This is a genomic window from Gilvimarinus algae (genome assembly GCF_030518215.1).
GTDB classification, from domain to species: domain Bacteria; phylum Pseudomonadota; class Gammaproteobacteria; order Pseudomonadales; family Cellvibrionaceae; genus Gilvimarinus; species Gilvimarinus algae.
In genome coordinates this window covers 386,334-406,070 of record NZ_JAULRT010000052.1, presented here as the reverse complement: position 1 = coordinate 406,070, position 19,737 = coordinate 386,334, and the positions used below count along the sequence as shown (strand labels likewise).

The window sequence follows — 19,737 nt, the reverse complement described above, 5'->3', positions numbered from 1 at the left end:
GAGAATTGTTATTGTAATCATCACTGGTTATGATAACGCCTCTTGTTCCCAGGAGAGGATTATGGCCCGGACCCCTACCCTGTTCAGCGCACCGAAAACCCGCGTGCTGGCGTGTATTATCGGTGTGCTGATCACTGCCACGCTGATTACCGCCGGTGGCGCCACTTACTTGCCGTTTAACGAAATAGACCGCATTGGCGTGCCGATTTTACTTTTTCCGGTCACCTGGACCTTGCTGTTTCTGTTTGCAGCCATGGCACGCAGCGTGTGGCGCGTATGGGCGGCATTGAGCCTTCTCTCTCTGGTCCATGCGGGCCTCATCTATCAGCACTTGGCCGGGTAAACTCATGCAGCGCGATACCACAAAAAAATTCTACATTGTCCACAGTTGGCTCGGGGTGATTACCGGCATACTGCTGTTTATCGTCGCGTTCACCGGCGCTCTGTCCGTTTTCGGTCATAACGAGCTCAAAATCTGGTCCCACGAGGGTATTCGTAGCGACGTTTCGGAAGACTACATGGCCATAGAGTCTCTGGTGCGCCAGCACGTCGCCGAGGTCGACCCCGAGTATCGTGATCACGTCAGAATCATACTGCCGGGACAAAGCAGCGCGACCAGCCTGTTTATTGCTTTTGAAAAAGACGTCGAACTTGAGAACGGACAGCACGAACACCATGTCATCGCCTACCGCCACCATCCGCAAACGCTGGAGCAAGAGGATGTCTTTAAAGGCTCCCTGATGGAATGGTTCACCAGCGGCGCGACAGACATGGCGGACTTTATGGTGACCTTTCACGCCGATTTGCATCTGGGCAACCCCTGGGGCCTGGTGCTGACTGGATTGCTGGGGCTGACGCTTTTCGCCTCGGTGGTCACGGGCGTGATCATCCACCGCAAAATTCTCAAAGAGCTTTTCAGCTTTCGTCCCCTGCGCAGCCTGCGCCTGCTGATTACTGACACTCACAAGGTGCTCGGCGTTTGGGGCCTGCTGTTTCATGGGGTTATTGCTTTTACCGGGGCATTCCTCGGCCTGGTCTTGGTACTTTTGGTTCCAGCCGCTGCTTTTGTGAGCTTCGCCGGCGATCAGGAAAAACTGGTGGAAACCTTTATTCCGGAAATAGAGCCGGCCATTACCGGCGAGGCCGCTGAACCCCGCACGGGCGACATTCTCACCGCTTTTCGCAACGCCAACCCAGAGCTGCGCCTGGTGGACATCAACATTCACGGCTGGGGCGACAAGGCCGCCATCATGGCCATCTCTACCCTCGGCGGTGACACTCTCGCCGCGAGCGAAACCTATGAGTTCAACGCCGTCACCGGCGAAGAGCAAAAGCGCTATAGCACTTTTGGCAAGCACGATAGCGTTACCGGCTCGCTGCTCGATGCCATGTACCCCTTGCACTTTGGCAACTTCGGCGGAGTGTTTGTCAAAATCATCTGGAGCCTGCTGGGTATCGGCACCGCCTTACTCGCGGTCACCGGTATGATGATCTGGATTGAAAGGCGCGCTTATGGACCGGAAGGCAGTCTGTCACAGCGAGCGTACCACCGAATCAGCCGGTTTACCGTTGGCAGCTGCATGGGCCTGGTGGTGGGCAGCATTGCGCTGTTTTACGCTCAGTTGTTGTTACGGGTGGATGATCAGTCGTTTGGTTTCTGGCTCGGGGTGATCTTTTTTGGCAGTTGGCTGGCCATCATTGGCTACGCACTTGCCATCGACAACAGCTACAAAAGTATTCAATCCCTGTTTCTGTTGTGTGGCCTGATGGCGCTCGGTGTGCCTCTGGCCAACGCGTTAGTAACCGGCGATGCCCTGCCGCTGGCTTTTGCCGAAGGCAAAATGGTCACTGCCTGGGTGGATGCCAGCTTACTCGTGATCGGCGGCTTCCTGATCTGGGCGTCAAGAAAGTTACCCGCCGAACGCCCTGCCAGCAGCTCGCTGAAACGTCAGCGCCCGACACCCCAAACCAGTGAGCTGCTAGAGGAAAGCCTATGAACAGTCTGATATTGCTTCTGGCCGTGCTTGCCAATATCGCGACCGTACTGTGCTGGCACCGGCAAGGACGTGCCGGCGCCAAGGCGCGCCTGAGTTTTATTCTGGCAGGCATAGCGGCCTTTGCCATAAGCTGCGCTCTACTCGCTATTCCCTACGCCTGGAGCCGAGCACCCTTTATCGCACTGGGCCTGCTTGGCCTGAGTGGCTGGCTGCATGTCTTTGCCCGGCCGCTGTGGCTGAAATCTTCGTCATAAAAAAACGGCAGCTATAAGCTGCCGTTTTCACATTGTTTTCTACTGATTGGGCCTTTAAGGTGCTCATCCTGAGCCTCTTAATGATCATCTCATACAACTTTTGGGCTTTTCGCAATCCACTACGTTTACAGGGCTCGCTTTCGACTTCCGCAACAACGACGCATCGCGCCGCTGTTCACCCGCCAGTCACAATTACCGGGTGAATTGGCGTGATTAAAAGCGGTATTCCACACCGGCACTGAGCACACGAGGCGCGCCGAGAGTGATGGACGGCGGCGTGCCCTGATTGGCAAGCTCCACGTACTGCTCGTCAAACAGGTTAGACGCCGTTGCGTAGACGCCCAGCTGATCCCATTCATAACCCACTTTCAGGTTCACCAGCGTGCGCGAATCATTGCGCGGATCAAAACCCGGGTCGCCCTCGCTCAACCCTTCGCTGTAGGGGTTAACCGCGACGATAGAGTTATCAGCGTAATTGGCGTTGATGTTGGCGAACAGACCGCTGGCCGACCGATAAGTCGCGCCGACGCTGGCGGTCCACTCCGGCGCACGGGGAAACGCCCGGCCCGAAAGGTCCAATGTCTGCGTGGGTTGCACAATCAAAAACTCGTCAAACTCCGTCTTGCTGTACCCCAGGCCACCGTAGACTCTCAAGGCCTCACTCAGAGCGTAGTTTAACTCCAGCTCAAAACCTTTTACCGTTGAGCTACCGGCGTTGCGAGTCTCGGTATCGAAAGAGCTGCCGGACAATTGCACGGCAATCTGCTGATCCTGCCAGTCAATTAAAAAGGCGTTGGCGTTGGCGGTCAGCGCGCCATCGAGCCAGCTGGTGCGCAGGGCCAGCTCATAGTTATCGGTAAACTCGGGCTGGTAGGTAAAGATCGTACCCTGGAAAACATTCGTGCCCACACCACCTGAGCGATAGCCCTGCTGAAAAGTGAAGCTCAGGTTCACATCATCGGTGAAGTGGTAAGTGGTACCGACTTTGGGCAGCAGCTCATCAAAGCTTGCATCTGCAGCCGGCTCAGTGCCCGATGCGTCATCCACCATTTGATAGAGCTGGGCGTTGATGCCGGTGAGTAAGGCGGCCAGCTGCGGGTTGGCAGCGTAGTCAGCCGGGTTGGGCAGCAGCGCTTCATTGTCAATGGTGTACAAGGTATCACTGCTGTTTTCCTGCTCCTCTTTGTCCCAACGCAGGCCGCCAAAAATATCCCAGCGCTCAGTTACTTTAAAGGTCAGGTCGGTAAAGATAGCCTGAGTCGTCACCGCCTGGGTCACCTTTGAATAGGTGCCCAGTTGCACCGGATCGATGGGCTCATAGAGCGATAACACCATACCCGCGGTTTGCTGGTCGAGCCCCAGGCCACCGTACTCAGGTGGGGTAACCAACAGCGTTGGCAAGCCGGTTTGCGCCAATGTCAAACCGCGCTGTCCACTGGCCACATCTTCTACATCCAGGTCCGAATAATAGGCGCCAATGACACCACTTAAACGGTCGTACTCCAGAACAAAGCGAAACTCCTGGCTCACGGTTTCATCAGTTCTGTCGTCGAGCAGAATAGACTGGGGCTCAGCGGTGGCATCACCGTCCCACTCGTAGGCGTAGTTCGAATCGGAATAGCTGCTAATGGCACTGAGCTGCCAATGATCGTTCAGCTCGTAGTTGAGCTCCAGGGTAGTGATATCCGCTTCGTTGCTTTCAAAAGTAGGATCGTTAAAGGTGGTAATCCGGTGATTGTAATCATCGCCATCTTCGGCCGGCTCGGTCCAGCGCACACCAATTTCGGTTTCGGTGCGGGTAAAGCTCAGCAGGGCCGAAAAATCGTCTCCCGGCTCAAACAGTAATTTGCCGCGGTAGGTTTCGTTGTTGTTAAAATCCGAGTGGTCGCCGCGGGTGATATTGTCATTAAAGCCGTCAAAATCATTCTGTTCCGCGCTGACTCTAAAGGCCAGCAGATCATCAACAATGGCGCCACCGCCTGCAAAGGCCAGCTGCTGCTTACCATACTCACCCGCCTCCAGGCGCAGCTTACCATCCCACTCATAACTCGGGCCTACTGTGTTGACTACCACAGCACCGGCCAGGGCATTGCGCCCTTGCAAGGTGGACTGAGGACCGCGCAGTATTTCAACCTGAGCCACATCCCAGGTAAAAAATCCACCTTTCTGAATGGCTCGATACGGCATGGGAGCCCCATCGACGTAGACGCTCGCCAGGTAGCTGTTGCCACCACCGGAGACGTTGAAGGCATCGATACCGCGGATACTGAAGCCAGTACCCAGGACGCCATGGACGTTGGGCACTTGATCAACGAGATCGTAAAAGCTCTCGATTTGCTGGTCGGTCATCACCTGTTCGGTGAGCACGGCAACACTGGCGGCGGTATCCTGCAGCGAACGCTCTATTTTCTGACCGGTGACTACCAGCTCCTCGGTTTTTGCCGACTCCGTCTGGGCCTGAACACTGGCGGCAACCACCAAGGTGCCGATTAAACCTGACGCTTTTAGCGCGAATGCTCGTGATTTCACAAAACTCCCCCAAGAATGATGCGCATTTAAATGATAAGTATTATCACACTCATTCCCGAAAGCCGCAAGATACCGGTTTCACTCAAGACCGAAGAAACGCCTTACCGGCCGCATGCCTTTATTGATAATCATTTGCATACCGCTTATGATGCCCTCGCTCGAGAGCACAGCCGCTCTTTGAGCCCATCAGAATGATCAACACGGAGGTTCTCAATGGGTCTTGTGGTAAAACCGCAAAAGCGTCAAAGGTACAGCCGAGCTTTTAAACAGCAGACTCTTGCTCTCGTGAATGAGCAAGGACTGACGCCAGCGGAAGCGGCAATTAAGCAAGGCATACGCGAAGCCAATATTTACCGCTGGCGCCGAGAGTTCGAGAGTGGCGGTGACAGCCATCGTCAGCAACAGGATCTTGATGAACTGCAGCGGCTGCGCCGTGAAAACACCCAACTGAAAAAAGCGCTAAAAAGCCTCCGCCAGCAGCTGGATAAAGGCTGAGCGCAAGCATCTCCCTACCCCCTATGTACAGCCCACAATCGGGCAGATAGCCAGCCAGGCGCACTGTGCCAGTGCAAGCGAGACAGCGGCCAAGCGTTCATGCCGGCGAATGTCATCTGGCGACAATAATCGCTCTGTACACTGACCCAGACTTACGCCATATTGAATGAGGCGGCACAACTGATGCAGGCTAATCCAGACTTGCTATCGACACCTGCCACTTTAAAGCCAGCGCCAAAAGCGCTATACCTGTAGGCCATAGGTCGCCAGTTTTCGGGTACCCCTCTATGAAGCGCAAAAACGACACTCTCGAACGCATTTATCAGGAAGTCAAAACCGTTATCCTCAGTCGCCAGCATCCGGTTACCGGGCTACTGCCGGCCAGTACCGCCATCACCAACCACGGCGACTACACCGACGCCTGGGTCAGGGATAATGTCTATTCGATTATCTGCGTCTGGGCGCTGGCACGGGGCATGGCCAGAGCGGGGCAAAAAAACCGGCAGGACCTGCTTGAGCAGGCGACGATTAAGCTGATGCGCGGGCTGTTGCAGTCGATGATGCGCCAGGCCAACAAAGTGGAGCGCTTTAAGCACACGTTGGCTCCCGGAGATGCCCTGCACGCCAAGTACGACACGGCCAGTGGTTTGCCAGTGGTGGCGGACGATGCCTGGGGGCACCTGCAAATAGACGCCACCTCGATCTTTCTGCTGATGCTAGCGCAGATGTCGGCCTCGGGGCTGCGTATCGTTTGCACGAGTAGCGAAGTGGACTTTGTGCAAAACCTCGTTTACTACATTTCGAGTGCCTACCGGACACCGGATTTTGGCATTTGGGAGCGAGGCAACAAGATCAACAATGGTCTGACGGAAATCAATGCCAGCTCCGTGGGTATGGCCAAGGCGGCTTTGCAAGCGCTGGATGGTCTCAACCTCTTTGGGCCCGATGCCAGCAAGCGCGCGGTTATTCATGTCATGCCCGATGCCGTTTCCCTGGCCCGCAATACGCTGGGTGCGCTGCTGCCGCGAGAATCGCTGTCTAAAGAGGTCGACAGCGCACTTTTGTCCATTATTGGTTTTCCCGCCTTCGCGGTTGGGCGGGCTGAACTGCTGACCAAAACCCGCGACACCATACTGTCCAAGCTTGGCGGTAACTGGGGCTGTAAGCGCTTTTTGTGGGACGGCCACCAAACGGTGATCGAGGAAAGCTCACGGCTTTACTACGAACACTCCGAGCTTGCCGGCTTTGAACACATTGAATCCGAGTGGCCGTTGTTCTACTGCTTTTTGTATCTCAACGCGCTGTTCGATGAGCTGGACACCACCGCCAGTCATTACCGGCGTAAAATCGAATCGCTGATGGTCACGCGCGACGGTATCGGACTGATACCGGAGCTCTATTATTTACCGCAGGAACACATTGCCGCTGAGAAAAAGAACCCGCGCTCACAACCGCGCCTGCCCAACGACAATATCCCGCTGGTATGGGCTCAGAGCCTGTTTTACACGGGTTTGTTGCTCGACGAAGGCTATATCACCACCGAAGATCTGGACCCTTTGTACATCCGCCGGCGCTCCACCCGTTTTACCCAGTCGCAAATCGCGTTGGTGGTGCTGGCCGAAAACGAACAGGTCAAAACAACGCTCTCGCAAAACGGCGTGATCGCCGAGTCGCTGGAAGACATTAAGCCCATCGCCGTGCTCACAGCGCCACATTTGGTCGAGGCGTTCACCTGTGTCGGCGCCAACGAATCACTGGGCCTGAGTGGCCGGCCCAGACGTCGGCTGCAGAGCTTGTCGACCTCTCACACTTACCGCATCAACAACAAAACTTGCCTGTGTTTATCGTGGCTGCAGAGCGAAGCCAATGACTATCGCCTGTTCGATGCCGCGTTTATCAGCGAGCTTCTGATCTCGGAGATCAACCACATCCGCAAGCACTGGACAGACCCGGAAGTGGCGGTATTTACTCTGAAAATTAACGCCAACATTTGCGCCATTCCCAACGCGGATGTTTTGTTTAAAACCCTGAAGGATCTGCAGCTGCGCAATACCCACGAGCATGTGGGCAACGCTTCGGCAAGCCTGGCGATACGCGCCTCGCGCACCACCAAGTTGGTGCTGCCCGAATTTAGTGTCGTACCGCTGAAGACGTCCTACACACCCATTCACCATCTGCCGTCCATCGAGCCCGAGCAGTTGTGTGATCCATTTGCAGAGCTCTTGGACAAGATCAAGCACTCGCGCGACCCGAAAGTGCTGGCGGCGGCTTTTGCGCGGGCACTCAGCCCGGGCGAGCTGAACCGCGACTGCGGCAAAGAGAAGAAGATCCCGGCCGAGGAGATACTCAGGGACATCTACCGCTACGCCCAGCAAACCAATCACTGGGTCTTGTGCCGGCTGTGCTTTGCCTATCTCGATCACGGCCATAACGATCTTGCCGATAGCATGACCCTGCTGGCGGCCCGCCATTTGAAACTGGCCATCGGCGAGGACACGGACTCAGAGCTGGTGATTGACTCGGGCCTGAGTAACCAGGAAATTCTCGATGGGCTGGACCATGTGTTCAGCGACCCGCTGGAGCGCGCCCTCGCCCAAGAGGTGATCATCACCGTCGGCGCGCTGCTGCGCACCCAGCCGTATTTGTTTGAAGGATTGCGCTCGATACAGCTGCACAATTTTATGCTCTTGTGCTCGCACTACACCGACGAAGGCGAAGGACTGACCCCCATTCAATGGCTGGCCTCGCAATCGCCCAGCTACCTCTATAAACGCTTGCGCAAAGTGTTTGATTCGCAGCGCAAGGTGTTCTCGCAAGGGGTCGATCACAGCTTTCACCTCGGCAACGAGCAATCGACCCTACTCGCCGGCAGTGACGCCATTGCCGCCAACGCCGTCGACGCCGACTGGTTTGAATGGCGTCTGGCGCGCGGCTTTATCACCCGCTTTGACGACAAATTCCTAACCGCTATTTGGCGCAGCCTGGCGAGCGCCAAAACCCTGGTGTTTGGCGACAGCAACAGCGAGGGTTATCGCATTGACTGCGAGCTGGTACGAAGCTCCATGACACCGGGCGAGGAGAGCTTCGCCCAGCTTATCGACCAGCTGACCCAATCCCTGCATCCGAGCTACTACAAGAGCGCGGTGGTCGAGGCCCTGCTGTGTTTTACCCTTTTTTGCAAGCAACACCCCAAGGTGTTCTTTAGCGAGCCGGTGGTCTTCTCGCGCCTGCTGGAAGATGCCGCCAGCCATTGGGCGCGCGAAAACGGCAAGGCGGAGGGCGGCGGGCGCAATATCGATCAGCTGCTGCAACAATCCCCCCGGGCACTGCAAGATGCTGTGCTCACCGTACTTGCCGACTATGCGGGCCAAAAGGAGCCCCAAACCACCGCTTGACCAAACTGCGCCTGGCCAAGACCGGCTGGGTGCTCCTGTCCCTTACCCACTTGGCGGACGTGCGCTAGCAGGCTGGTTCGTAATCTAGGCGCCGGTTTGAAGGTGTACGGTCCAGCCTGGAAGTCCCATAGGGCGAGGCCCTAAACGCACATCTGCCGCACCTAGCCTCCAGAAAAGGAAACCACCCTGCCTGTCGAGACAAGGCACGACACCTTCACGCTTAAGGCCTCGCTGAGCATGTAAGGAGCTTTTCAACAGTCTGCTAGGTGGCGCTGCGCCAAGCCGGTATACTCTGCTTGCCCACTAAGGGCGCCACCGTCATCCCGAGTCAGCGAACCGCAAACCGCCATGCCGCACAGCCCCAAAGTTATCGTCGTTCCCTACCATGCGGACAGCCGTGTCTATTTTCTGGCCCTGCAGGATCTACCCTACCCGGTATGGCTGGACAGCTGCCAGCCGGCGAGCGGGCGCGGCCGCTACGACATTATCGCTGCCGAGCCCACGACCCTGCTGACTACCCGAGCCGGCGAGAGCCTGATTCAGGATCTCACAGGGCGCGAGCCCGACAGGCGCTCACATCAGGATCCCTTTACTCTGATCAATGAACTGATGCCCCCTGTTTGCCAAAGCGCGCAGCTGGACGCCGAGAGATTGCCCTTTTGCGGCGGCGCCATCGGCTTTTTTGGCTATGACTTGGCGCGGCAACTGGAGCGCTTGCCCTCACTGGCGAAGGCAGATCTCAGCCTGCCCGATCTGCACATCGGCCTTTATCCCTGGGCGCTGGTAATCGATCACGAGACCCAAACCAGCGCTATTGTTGCCCTCCCAGGCGCGGATACCAGGCTGGCGGAATCGAGGCTAAACGCCGAAACACACTTAAAGTCATTTCTAGAAAAGGATGCAGAACCTTTTAAAATCAATAGGTTCGACAGTAACATTAATATTGATTCTTACATTGAAAAATTCGATACAATCCAGGAGCACATCCTTGAGGGCGATTGCTACCAGGTCAACTTTGCCCAGCGCTTTAGTGCGAGCTTCAGCGGCGATCCACTCGCAGCCTACCTGAGCCTACGCCTGGCAAGCCCCGCTCCCTTTGCCGGTTTTATCCCGCTGGAAAACGGCGCCATCGCCAGTGTCTCGCCCGAGCGCTTTATCGCCTGTGACGACGGCCTTGCCAGCACCAGCCCCATTAAAGGTACGGCGCCCCGCGACCCCGACCCGACACAAGACAAGCGCAATGCCCGGGCCCTGGAGAACAGTGAAAAGGATCGCGCCGAAAACCTGATGATTGTGGACTTACTGCGCAACGATTTGAGCCGCTGCTGTGAGCAGGTAAACGTACCCACACTGTTTGAGCTGCAGAGCTTTGCCAATGTCCACCATTTGGTCAGCACCATTGAGGGGCGCCTCAAGCCAGGCGAGACGCCCCTGTCGCTACTGCGCGCCGCTTTCCCCGGCGGCTCGATAACCGGCGCACCCAAGATCAAGGCCATGGAAATTATCGAATCGCTGGAATCACACAAAAGGGGGCCCTACTGCGGCAGCTTGGGGTATATCAGTGCGTGCGGGCGGATGGACACCAGCATCGCTATTCGCACCCTGGTCTTTGATAACGGAAGAGTTCACTGCTGGGGCGGAGGCGGCATTGTCGCCGACTCCACCGCCGAGGCGGAATATCAGGAGAGCCTTACCAAGGTCACACTGCTGATGCGCACTCTGGAAGCGGCGTTCGGCTCAGACGAAGCGACTGCCGATCAGCAGTAATAAGCCGCCGATAATCACCCATTTGGCCGCATAGTAGAACTGACGGTTTTTCTTTTTCACCGACTTGAGAAAGCTCTGGTAGCGCAACAAGCCCTGGCCCAATTTATTGCCGATACCCGAGTGTGAGGCGTCGACATTGTCGATCATAAACAAGCTGTTAAAAAAGCGACCAAAGTACCAATAGCCCTTTTGCACAAACTTCAGTTTGAGCGGCCGGTCGATATCGGTCATCAGAATAACCCGCGGGGTATCTGTATCGTTGTAGGCACTGTGCAGATAGGTCTCGTCAAAGATAATGCTGTCGCCGTCTCTCCACGGATAGTGAAAATCGTCGATCTGCAAGCCACAGCGCTCGCTGTTGGGCGTGGAGAGCCCGAGCGAATAACGCAGGGTATATGCAAAAGGATCGTGGTGCTGATTGAGCTTTTTGCCGGGGTTGAGCACCGCAAACAGCGCCAGGTTCAGATAGGGAACCTGCTCAAGCAGCGCCATGGTTTTCGGGGCCAGCTCCTTCGCTGAGGGAATGGGGTTATCGTAAAGCTTGAGGTAAAAGCTGGTCCAGCGGTTGTCCTTATAGAAACTACTGGCCGGGAGATCATCCTTGGCGGTGATTTTGCCCCCCTGATAGAGCGCCAGCGCCTCATCGCGAATGACTTCCCAGTTGTCTTCAATAATCTGCAGCTCGGGGAAGTGCTCTTTTGAAACTCTGGGGGTGGTGGGCACCGTTGACAGCCCGTAAGCGGGTAAATTAAAGGGCACCATAAACGTCGAAAAGTCAGACAGCTGGCGACTGAGCGGAAAGGTCACCCGGTTTCGGGTGCGCACAAAGGCGATGCAGCCGATGTAAATGGCAATACAACCAATAATAACGCCCATAGCCTCACCTCACGTGTTTACCCAGCGCAGGGCGCGTATGATACGCAAAACGCAGGCGCCGACCAAGTGGCACAGCGACCGAAAGCTCAAACGGTGGCTTAGGCCGCCGCTTACTCAGGCTCTTCGTCCATTAGCGCCTCACGCTCGCGCTGGTATTCGCGATAATCCTTGGACACTTGCTCGCGGCACTCCGCCTGCTGACTCAGCGGCTCGCGCTCACACTTCCAGCGCTGGTCGATCTGCGCATTCTCGTAGATGGCTTTATTGGTACATCCCGCCAACAGTATTAACCCGACCACAGGCAGGCAAAGGCATTTATTCACCGGCAAACTCCATTAGATGATGAGTGGCAACACGCTGCCGTTGGAGTGCGGCCAGGCCACCAAGTTCCGGCAGAGCGATCACAAATGCCGCGCCAATGGGGCTGGCCCCGAGCTGGCGCACCAACCGCAGGGCGGCCAAAGCCGTACCGCCCGTGGCGATCAAATCATCCACCAGCAACACGCGTGACTCCGGCTCAAGCGCATCGAGGTGCATGTGCAACGCATCCTCGCCATACTCCAAGGTGTAGGTCTCACGGCAAGTGGCTCGCGGCAGCTTACCCGGCTTGCGCGCCAGCGCCAGGCCAACACCCAGCTCCCGCGCCAGGGCGGCGCCAAAGACAAACCCGCGAGCCTCAATCCCCACCACCTTGTCTACCGCTTGGGACAGATAAGGTTCAGCCAATGCGGTGACCGCTTCGGCAAAGGCTCGGCCATCCGCCACCAACGAGGTGATATCACGAAACTGAATACCGGCTTTCGGGTAATCGGGAACCCTAGTCACGCTGTTTTTCAAATAATCGCTGATCAAGTCTTTATCCTCCTTCGGCAATAAAGCATAGCCCAGCGGACCCGGCTTGAGGTAAGATGCCGGCCCTCTTCTATCGGTTGTTCCTATCTATCCTATCGGACGTTCCTATGAGTTTTGCCAATTTGGGTCTGAGCGACCCTATCTTTCGCGCCGTCAAAGAAAAAGGCTACAGCACGCCCTCGCCTATTCAGGCAGAGGCAATACCTGCCGTGCTCTCGGGCCGGGATTTACTGGCCGCCGCTCAGACAGGTACGGGCAAAACCGCCGGTTTTACTCTGCCCATGCTGGAAATTCTAAACCGCGCCCCGGCTGCCAAAGCCCGCCAGGCCCGTGCGCTGGTACTGACACCCACCCGGGAGTTGGCCGCCCAGGTCGCCGACAGTGTGAGCGCCTACGGCAAATACCTCGCGCTACGCAGTGCCGTAGTGTTTGGCGGTGTCAAAATCAACCCGCAAATCGCCACCCTGAAACAGGGTGTGGACATTCTGGTGGCCACCCCCGGCCGCCTGCTGGACTTGCATCAACAAGGCGCCGTTGCTTTTGATCAGCTGGAGATGCTGGTCCTCGACGAGGCCGACCGCATGCTGGACATGGGGTTTATTCACGACATTCGCAAAATTCTGAAGCTTCTGCCAGCCAAACGTCAGAATCTACTGTTTTCCGCGACCTTTTCCAATGACATTCGCGCCCTTGCCAAAAGCGTGGTCACCGACGCCCTGGAAGTGTCAGTGGCGCCACCCAACAGCACCGCCGCCAGCGTGGAGCAATGGATCAGCCCGGTGGACAAAAAGCGCAAAGCGGAACTGCTGATTCGCCTGACCATGGACAACGACTGGCAGCAGGTACTGGTGTTTTCCCGCACCAAGCACGGCGCCAATCGCCTGGCGAAACAGCTCGATGCGGCGGGCATTCGTGCAGCCGCCATCCACGGCAACAAAAGCCAGGGCGCCCGCACCAAGGCGCTGGCCGATTTTAAAAGAGGCGCCGTTCGCGTATTGGTAGCGACCGACATCGCCGCGCGGGGGCTGGACATTGACCAGCTGCCGCAGGTGGTCAACTTTGATTTGCCCAATGTCCCCGAAGACTATGTGCACCGCATTGGCCGCACCGGCCGCGCCGGCGCCAATGGCCAAGCGGTGTCACTGGTCAGTGCCGATGAAATCAAGCAGCTGAGCGATATTGAAAAACTGATCAAGAAGCGCCTGCCCCGCCGGGTGATGGACGACTTTGAACCGGATCATCAGCTGCCGGAATCCGCGAAACCCTCGGCACCGGCCAATAAACCCAGCGGCCGATCCGCCAAACCTGGATCAAGCCCCGCCAGCAAACGCGGTCGCGCAAGCCGGCAAAATGCCGCTCGCCCCGCTCAGGGACAGAAAAGTGCCTCGGCTAAAGGCCAGGAAAGAGGCAACAACAGAAGCGGTGGCGCCAATGCAAACCGCAGCGGCGGCGCGGGGCAAAAGCCAGGCGGCGCCGGACAGAGAAGCGGCGGTGGCCGCTCTCGACGCCGCCCGGTTAACTGATACGCCGGACCCGGAAGCGGCGGCCTTTAAGGCCGTCGCGCCTGATTTTTTCCAGCGCCTCATCCACCACTTTACGCCGCACGGCAACGCAGGCGCTGAAGTCGAACACGTGGATTTTACCCACATCCTCCCCAGCGACGCCGTCGGCCCCAGTCAGAGCGCCGAGAATGTCTCCGGGGCGCACCTTCTGTTTGCGCCCACCATCGAGCTGCAGGGTCACCATGGGCGGGCGAAAAGCGGTCACGCCAGCGGCGAGATCAGGCAGAGACTCCAGGTTTGCATCGAGACCGGAGTAATCACACAGCCGCTCGAACTTGTGAGTCTCACGCTCATCCACCAAGCTCAGCGCCAGACCTTTACGGCCGGCACGGCCAGTGCGGCCCACGCGATGGACATGCACCTCGCTCTCGCGCGCCATGTCCGCATTGATCACCATATCCAATCCACTGATATCCAGGCCGCGGGCCGCCACATCGGTTGCCACTAATACCGAGAGGCTATGGCTGGCAAAAAGCGCGAGGGTAATGTCCCGCTCGCGCTGCTCAAGATCGCCGTGCAGTGCACCGACTTTAAAGCCGACAGCTTCCAACGTCTGTGCCATGGCTTTTACATCGCGCTTGGTGTTACAGAAAACGACGCAGCGCTCAGGGCGCAGGTGAAGCAACAGCCGCTCCACCGCCTGCGCACGCGCCAGGCCATTGAGGCTATAAAAATGCTGCTCAATGGTATGGGCGTCGCCCGGCTCGTCCACTGACACTCGGGCCGGCGTGCGCAGGTAGCGCTCGCTGAGCGAGGCAATATCCCTGGGAAAAGTCGCCGAAAACAGCAGCGTTTGCCGCGCGTCGGGGGTCGTGGCAACGATCGCCTCCAGGGTCTCAGCGAACCCCATGTCAAGCATGCGGTCGGCCTCGTCAAGCACCAGGGTTGCGACTTCCGATAGGTCCAGGCGCCCCTTGCGAATATGGTCGTCCACCCGCCCCGGCGTACCCACGATAATGTGAGCACCGTGCTCAAGTGAGGCAATTTGAGGCCCCATGGGCGTCCCCCCGCATAGGGTCAGCACCTTGACATTGTGCATCTGCCGGGCCAGGCGACGGATCTCGCGGGCGACCTGATCGGCCAGTTCGCGGGTCGGACAAAGCACCAGGGCCTGCACCCGGTAGCGCTCCACCTGCAGCCGGTGCAGCAACCCCAAGGCGAAGGCCACGGTCTTGCCCGAACCGGTTTTTGCCTGACCGATCAGGTCGCGCCCACTCAAGGCGATCGGCAAAGCCTGAGACTGAATGGGCGTCATACGCTCAAAACCAAGAGCGGCCACGCCTTCGAGGAGAGACTGCGCCAGAGGCAGCTGAGAAAAACACGTTTGGGTCACGCCAATACCTTCAGGGGAGGACTGCCAGCCGCATCTCGCTTGCAATAAGCGCGTTTGCAATAAGCGGCTCGCTTCTGTGAAAGACGCTTTTAAGCGCCATAAAACAAAAAAGGGTGAAGCAGTGCTTCACCCTTTTTTTTCAACGCCGCACTAGAGCGGCGGACTGATCAATCGCTTACAGAGCAACGATGTTTTCAGCTTGCGGACCTTTTTGACCCTGGGTCACGGTGAATTCCACCTTTTGACCTTCGGTCAGGGTTTTGAAGCCAGAGCCAGAGATGGCGCTGAAGTGTGCAAAAACGTCCGGACCAGATTCTTGCTCGATAAAGCCAAAACCTTTTGCTTCGTTAAACCACTTAACGGTACCAGTAACAGTAGCCATATTCTTTTCCTTTACAATCAATGAGTAAGTAAGCCCCAAGGGGCCGTTTGTGCTAAAAGTGTTGCTATTACTTATGACTGAAGGACCAGAACTGCAGGTACTACCATTGCTTTGGTGTGGCATAAATATAGGACTTACTTTCAAGCAAGAACGAGTATATACGCCTGCGAGGCCGTGTCAACATTATTTATCGGGTAGCGGAAATATCACCGCTTTTACCCTCGAAGTTGTGTGATGTCAGGTAAACACCGGACAAGACTCCAGCGATAGCAAGCAATAGCGACACCGTAAAAGGCTCGCGTAAAAACACCACACCGCCGAGCGCAGCAATCAGGGGAACCGACAATTGAATCACACCCGCCTGCGAGCGGGTAAAATGCGCCAAGGCGCGATACCAGAGCGCGTATCCGAGCGCCGAGGTAAGCCCACCGGACACCAGCGCCAGCACAACGCCTTCGAACGACACCCTCCCCCACCACACGATAAAACCAAGCAAAGGCAGAGCCAGCACCGAGGCACGAATAAAGTGTCCGCAGGTATCCAGCAAAGGCGCCGTTGAATGGCGACCAACCAAGGTGTACATAGCCCAGGCGAAGCCGGAAACACCCATCAACAGAGCGCCTAGCAGATCGGGTCGAGACGCCTGAGGCACCAGTAAAATGCTGAAACCTAAAAAGGCCAACACCAACCCCACATACTCATAACGGCCAGGACGTACTCCGCTCAACCAACTCGCCGCCAACAAGACGCACTGAACACAACCAAAGAGAATCAGTGCACCCGTGGCGGTTTGTAAACGAAGATAGGCCAGAGAAAAACTGAACGCGTAAACCGCCAACCAAAAAGCGCCACACCAATTGCCTTTAAGCTTGGGTAAGGCGCGATGGCGACTCCAGATCATAATGAGGGTGAGCACCAACGCTCCGCCGCACAGGCGCAACAGGGTAAAACTCAGAGCGTCTATCGATGCCTCTGCCTGAGCGCCACCAGCGAGAGCCAGCCTGCACAGCACCGAGTTCCCGGCAAAGGCGAGCATCGCTAAAGAGGCGGCCAGCCAAGCCTCTAGCCTAACCGGAATCATTGCTCATCTGGGCGCAGGTAGGCGGCCACATCCACCTCGTCTATTTGGGCGGCGGGTAAAAACCGGCGTGCGTATTCAAGATAAACACCGCTTCGCAAGAAAAGCTCAAACACATCACGGTCCACATGCCCACCTTTTACCATACTGTACAAAATATCCACCGCCACGCTGACAGGCTTGGCTTTTTTATAGGGCCTGTCCGCGGCTGTTAGTGCTTCAAAAATATCGGCAACAACCAGCACCTTCTCGGGAATGCTGAGCTGATCTCCTGTGAGTTTACGAGGGTAACCGCTGCCGTTCATCGCCTCGTGGTGGGTTGAGGCGTAACGGGGCACCCTGCTCAACTCCGCAGGAAACGGCAGGCGCTCCAGCATCTTGATGGTGCTGATCATGTGCTCGTTGATTTTAAACCGATCCTCGGGCGACAGCGTACCCCGGGAAATTGACAAGTTATACAACTCTCCAAGGTTGTACAGATGCTCTGGCACCTCCATGCGAATGCCAAGATGAGGCGCGTAGTCGGTGCTGCGGGTGCGGGGGATAATGTGCTCGGGCCGATCAGCGAGCAAAGGCTCGGTAGCCGGCAGCGCCTGAGCCTCGCCGGCTACGCGCATCTCCTCCACGGGTGACAACCCCAAGCGATCATCGAAGTGGCGCTGCCAGGTTTGTGCCGCGATTTTGTTTAGGCGCTCGACGGCGCTGTCATCGAGAAATTCCCCGCCCACATTGGTGGTGGCGACAAACATGAAGTCTTCCTGCAGCTTGCGCTGCTCAGCCTCCAGCTCTCGCTTGAACGTTTCTTCCTCGTCGGGTGAAACAGCTAGCCTCTGCCAATAACGGATCTGCGCATCGCGCCAGAGCACCTCAAAACGCATACGCACCTCATGGATGCGATTGTAAATGGTTTCAAGCTTGGAGCCCTTGTCGACAATGTGTTCAGGCACAGTGATTTTGCCGCAATCGTGCAACCAGGCAGCAATTTTGAACTCTCGGAACTCGTCGTCCCCGGCAAAAGAGAATGCATCAAAGGGCGGCTCGTTTGAACGATGAGCCGCACTTGCCAGCATAAGACCAAGCTCGGGAACACGGGCGCAATGCCCGCCAGTGTAGGGCGATTTGTCGTCAATGGCCTCAGCAATCAGCTGAATAAAAGAGTCCATCAGCTCTCGCTGCTGTTCTTCGTACTGGCGAATAGAGCGTGCCATATCTACCATCGACAACGACAATTCGTGCAGTTCGCGAATCCGACTCGGGCAATAGCTGACCTCGTTGTACTTTCGCCGCTTGACCTTTTCGCTTTTGCCAAACAGCTGATTGATGGGCCGCACAATCGGCTCGGCGCACAACCAGGAAATTGGCAACAACAACAACAGGCATCCGATAGTGATCAGAATCGAGACTTGCACACGCGCCAGGCTTGGCCCGAGAACGTTCTGATAGGGAATAACCACCGCGAAATAGTCGGAGCGATCATCGAGACGATTCAGATGATCGGTAAACACAAAGTATTTCTTTCCATCAATCTTGACCGGCCGCAACACATTCAACAGCGCTTTGTTACTGGCGGCATCAAGCAGTGGCTTGTAGGGCACTACGGCGAGGGAGTCTGCGGCTGCCATTGGCTCATCGGAAAACCAACGCCGCTTCAACTCCTGCTGCACGCCGCTGTCGAGCGCAGCAATGGCTTGGTTGAAAAGCGCCACCAAAGGCGCATTGTGGGTTTGCACCATCAGGTGAAGCTCGTCGGGGATCACTGTGCCCGAAGACGGCAGGATAGCGCCAAACTGAATGTTCTCGATAAAAAACTGGCGCGCGGTGTAACGCAAAATAGCATCCGAATCGATGGTGGCATCGGCCAACCCTTTACTCACTGCCTCCAGGGCCCGCTTAGTGTTGGAAACCTCCAGAATATCAACGGCCAGATTCTGGTTTTTAATGATATCGATAATGGTCCAGCCGCTGGGAATTGCCACAGTTTTACCGCGCAACTCGCTCAGCCGGTTAATAACGGGCTGGCCTTTGCGCGTTGCCACGCTGTAGGGTAACTTCATTAAGGGATCGCTCATGACTCCCATAGCGCGGTTGCGGTCACTGTTTAGCAGCGGTTGCAGCACGTCGATATCACCGGCGCGAAATTTGTCCATCAGTTCCGGCCAGCTGTAGCCGTTAATAAACTCCACATCCATTTGCAGCATGGCGGCGAGCGAGCGAATCAGGTCGACACTGTAGCCTTTGGGTTGACCCGCGACGGCGAAATCAATGGGCGGCCAATCCATCTCATTGGAAATCCTCACAGGCCCCAGCGACTTGATCAAATCGCGCTGGCGCTGATTAAGCTCCAGAGGCGTCACTTCCGGCAGAACATCGGTGCTGCGTGCTAGGCGGTTGGAGGCCAATACTTCACCATTGCTCCGGTAGACATAGATTTCTCCCTCGCGGCTCAGCGGCTGCTTCTGCAGGTAGGCCGAAAACGACTGCAAGGTAATATCGATACCCAAGACGATTCCGTTGTCGGGCAACATAATCGAGTAGGTTTGACCGGGGATCTGGATGTACTGAAACAGATAAGGCGAGGACTTCTCCACTCGACCCCGCGTGGCGTCGGTAAACCAGCGCCGCTCGCGCACATCGTAGTTGCTCGGCTCGGAGACACGCTGGCGCAATTTGAAATGTTCATCGTAGTAATAAAATTGGCGCACCCGCCCCTGCTCCCCCTGTGTCACCGTGTTGACTACCCAGCGGTCTTCGGGATTGGCGGACACTCCCGCGCGGACATCGGGGCCATTATCCAAGTTGACCAACTCGTAAAAATCGCCATTGGGGAAGCCGACATAAATGCTGTAAAAAATCGTGTTGTTGCGCATAACCTCGGCGAACAGGTCACGCATATGAGGGTGGTCCGCTGCGTGGGTCACCAGCGCGGGATACTCTGATAACAGTCGGGTTACCTGAGCGCCGCGGGTTTCAACGGCCTCAATAAACTCGCTGGTATTACCGGCGGTGAGCTGATAGCGCTTAATGGCCGCGTCTATGGCCATATCGCGGCTGAAATAATATTGCAGGGATATCGCCAGCGTCGCCGTAACAACCATGGTCAGGGCAACAATACCGACGACCAGAAGACGGATAGGCAGGCGAAGTATTCGGCGAGGAGCTTGGGCGTGCACGGCGCGTTTCCTTGTAGCCGTAAATGCCTTTAACTATAGAGCGGTTG

15 protein-coding genes are annotated in these 19,737 nt (G+C 56.7%); 7 read left to right on the top strand and 8 right to left on the bottom strand.

Annotated elements, in window-relative coordinates; all coding sequences use genetic code 11:
- The first annotated feature begins 61 nt into the window (after positions 1 to 61).
- From QWI16_RS09220 to QWI16_RS09210, 3 genes are read left to right on the top strand one after another with little or no spacing between them, the layout of a single operon-like run.
- The gene (locus tag QWI16_RS09220) at positions 62 to 343 is read left to right on the top strand and encodes a hypothetical protein (protein WP_302712562.1); all 282 of its coding nucleotides are present in this window, start codon (positions 62 to 64) and stop codon (positions 341 to 343) included.
- A gap of 4 nt (positions 344 to 347) precedes the next feature.
- Complete coding sequence (locus QWI16_RS09215; protein WP_302712561.1) at positions 348 to 1,997, top strand: PepSY-associated TM helix domain-containing protein; 1,650 nt, start codon at positions 348 to 350, stop codon at positions 1,995 to 1,997.
- Complete coding sequence (locus QWI16_RS09210) at positions 1,994 to 2,251, top strand: hypothetical protein (RefSeq protein ID WP_302712559.1); 258 nt, start codon at positions 1,994 to 1,996, stop codon at positions 2,249 to 2,251. The genes QWI16_RS09215 and QWI16_RS09210 overlap by 4 nt, the downstream gene beginning before the upstream one ends.
- Positions 2,252 to 2,464: 213 nt before the next feature.
- Here QWI16_RS09210 and QWI16_RS09205 read toward each other — a convergent pair whose 3' ends face one another.
- Positions 2,465 to 4,780 carry a TonB-dependent receptor gene (locus QWI16_RS09205; protein WP_302712557.1) on the bottom strand — a complete coding sequence of 772 codons (2,316 nt, stop codon included), beginning with the start codon at positions 4,778 to 4,780 and terminating at the stop codon, positions 2,465 to 2,467.
- A 213-nt stretch (positions 4,781 to 4,993) separates the two neighbouring features.
- On the opposite strand from QWI16_RS09205, the gene QWI16_RS09200 reads away from it, so the two are divergent.
- From QWI16_RS09200 to pabB, 3 genes are all read left to right on the top strand, one after another.
- A complete protein-coding gene (locus QWI16_RS09200) occupies positions 4,994 to 5,275 on the top strand; it encodes a transposase (RefSeq protein ID WP_302712555.1) in 282 nt (93 codons plus the stop codon).
- 287 nt (positions 5,276 to 5,562) lie between these two features.
- Positions 5,563 to 8,670: a phosphorylase b kinase regulatory subunit alpha/beta gene (locus QWI16_RS09195; RefSeq protein ID WP_302712553.1), complete on the top strand. Its 3,108-nt coding sequence runs from the start codon at positions 5,563 to 5,565 to the stop codon at positions 8,668 to 8,670.
- A gap of 348 nt (positions 8,671 to 9,018) precedes the next feature.
- Positions 9,019 to 10,437: an aminodeoxychorismate synthase component I gene (pabB, locus tag QWI16_RS09190; protein ID WP_302712551.1), complete on the top strand. Its 1,419-nt coding sequence runs from the start codon at positions 9,019 to 9,021 to the stop codon at positions 10,435 to 10,437.
- On the opposite strand, the gene QWI16_RS09185 is transcribed toward pabB, so the two are convergent.
- From QWI16_RS09185 to QWI16_RS09175, 3 genes are all read right to left on the bottom strand, one after another.
- Positions 10,408 to 11,313 (bottom strand): aspartyl/asparaginyl beta-hydroxylase domain-containing protein, encoded by a 906-nt coding sequence (locus tag QWI16_RS09185; RefSeq protein WP_302712549.1) that lies wholly within the window; start codon positions 11,311 to 11,313, stop codon positions 10,408 to 10,410. The two genes, pabB and QWI16_RS09185, sit on opposite strands and share 30 nt — an antisense overlap.
- Positions 11,314 to 11,423: 110 nt before the next feature.
- On the bottom strand, positions 11,424 to 11,636 hold the full coding sequence (locus QWI16_RS09180; protein WP_302712547.1) for a hypothetical protein: 213 nt from the start codon (positions 11,634 to 11,636) through the stop codon (positions 11,424 to 11,426).
- Positions 11,629 to 12,165: an adenine phosphoribosyltransferase gene (locus QWI16_RS09175; RefSeq protein ID WP_302712545.1), complete on the bottom strand. Its 537-nt coding sequence runs from the start codon at positions 12,163 to 12,165 to the stop codon at positions 11,629 to 11,631. Before QWI16_RS09175 ends, QWI16_RS09180 begins: the two co-directional genes overlap by 8 nt.
- 107 nt (positions 12,166 to 12,272) lie before the next feature.
- Here QWI16_RS09175 and QWI16_RS09170 point away from each other — a divergent pair, with 107 nt between their 5' ends.
- The gene (locus QWI16_RS09170; protein ID WP_302712543.1) at positions 12,273 to 13,688 is read left to right on the top strand and encodes a DEAD/DEAH box helicase; all 1,416 of its coding nucleotides are present in this window, start codon (positions 12,273 to 12,275) and stop codon (positions 13,686 to 13,688) included.
- Here the strand turns inward: QWI16_RS09170 and dbpA are convergent.
- The 4 genes from dbpA to QWI16_RS09150 form a co-directional block, all read right to left on the bottom strand.
- Positions 13,681 to 15,060 (bottom strand): ATP-dependent RNA helicase DbpA, encoded by a 1,380-nt coding sequence (gene dbpA / locus QWI16_RS09165; RefSeq protein ID WP_302712541.1) that lies wholly within the window; start codon positions 15,058 to 15,060, stop codon positions 13,681 to 13,683. The genes QWI16_RS09170 and dbpA overlap by 8 nt on opposite strands.
- A 175-nt stretch (positions 15,061 to 15,235) precedes the next feature.
- On the bottom strand, positions 15,236 to 15,442 hold the full coding sequence (locus QWI16_RS09160) for a cold-shock protein (protein WP_302712539.1): 207 nt from the start codon (positions 15,440 to 15,442) through the stop codon (positions 15,236 to 15,238).
- 187 nt (positions 15,443 to 15,629) lie between these two features.
- Positions 15,630 to 16,523 (bottom strand): DMT family transporter, encoded by an 894-nt coding sequence (locus QWI16_RS09155; protein ID WP_302712537.1) that lies wholly within the window; start codon positions 16,521 to 16,523, stop codon positions 15,630 to 15,632.
- The gene (locus QWI16_RS09150; protein ID WP_302712536.1) at positions 16,520 to 19,690 is read right to left on the bottom strand and encodes an HD domain-containing phosphohydrolase; all 3,171 of its coding nucleotides are present in this window, start codon (positions 19,688 to 19,690) and stop codon (positions 16,520 to 16,522) included. Before QWI16_RS09150 ends, QWI16_RS09155 begins: the two co-directional genes overlap by 4 nt.
- Positions 19,691 to 19,737 lie beyond the last annotated feature (47 nt).

Excerpts from the sequence above, each read along its gene's own strand:
- QWI16_RS09220 (WP_302712562.1), top strand. The coding sequence starts at position 62 with ATGGCCCGGACCCCTACCCTGTTCAGCGCACCGAAAACCCGCGTGCTG.
- QWI16_RS09215 (WP_302712561.1), top strand. The coding sequence starts at position 348 with ATGCAGCGCGATACCACAAAAAAATTCTACATTGTCCACAGTTGGCTC.
- QWI16_RS09210 (WP_302712559.1), top strand. The coding sequence starts at position 1,994 with ATGAACAGTCTGATATTGCTTCTGGCCGTGCTTGCCAATATCGCGACC.
- QWI16_RS09200 (WP_302712555.1), top strand. The coding sequence starts at position 4,994 with ATGGGTCTTGTGGTAAAACCGCAAAAGCGTCAAAGGTACAGCCGAGCT.
- QWI16_RS09195 (WP_302712553.1), top strand. The coding sequence starts at position 5,563 with ATGAAGCGCAAAAACGACACTCTCGAACGCATTTATCAGGAAGTCAAA.
- pabB (WP_302712551.1), top strand. The coding sequence starts at position 9,019 with ATGCCGCACAGCCCCAAAGTTATCGTCGTTCCCTACCATGCGGACAGC.
- QWI16_RS09185 (WP_302712549.1), bottom strand. The coding sequence starts at position 11,313 with ATGGGCGTTATTATTGGTTGTATTGCCATTTACATCGGCTGCATCGCC.
- QWI16_RS09170 (WP_302712543.1), top strand. The coding sequence starts at position 12,273 with ATGAGTTTTGCCAATTTGGGTCTGAGCGACCCTATCTTTCGCGCCGTC.
- QWI16_RS09160 (WP_302712539.1), bottom strand. The coding sequence starts at position 15,442 with ATGGCTACTGTTACTGGTACCGTTAAGTGGTTTAACGAAGCAAAAGGT.
- QWI16_RS09155 (WP_302712537.1), bottom strand. The coding sequence starts at position 16,523 with ATGATTCCGGTTAGGCTAGAGGCTTGGCTGGCCGCCTCTTTAGCGATG.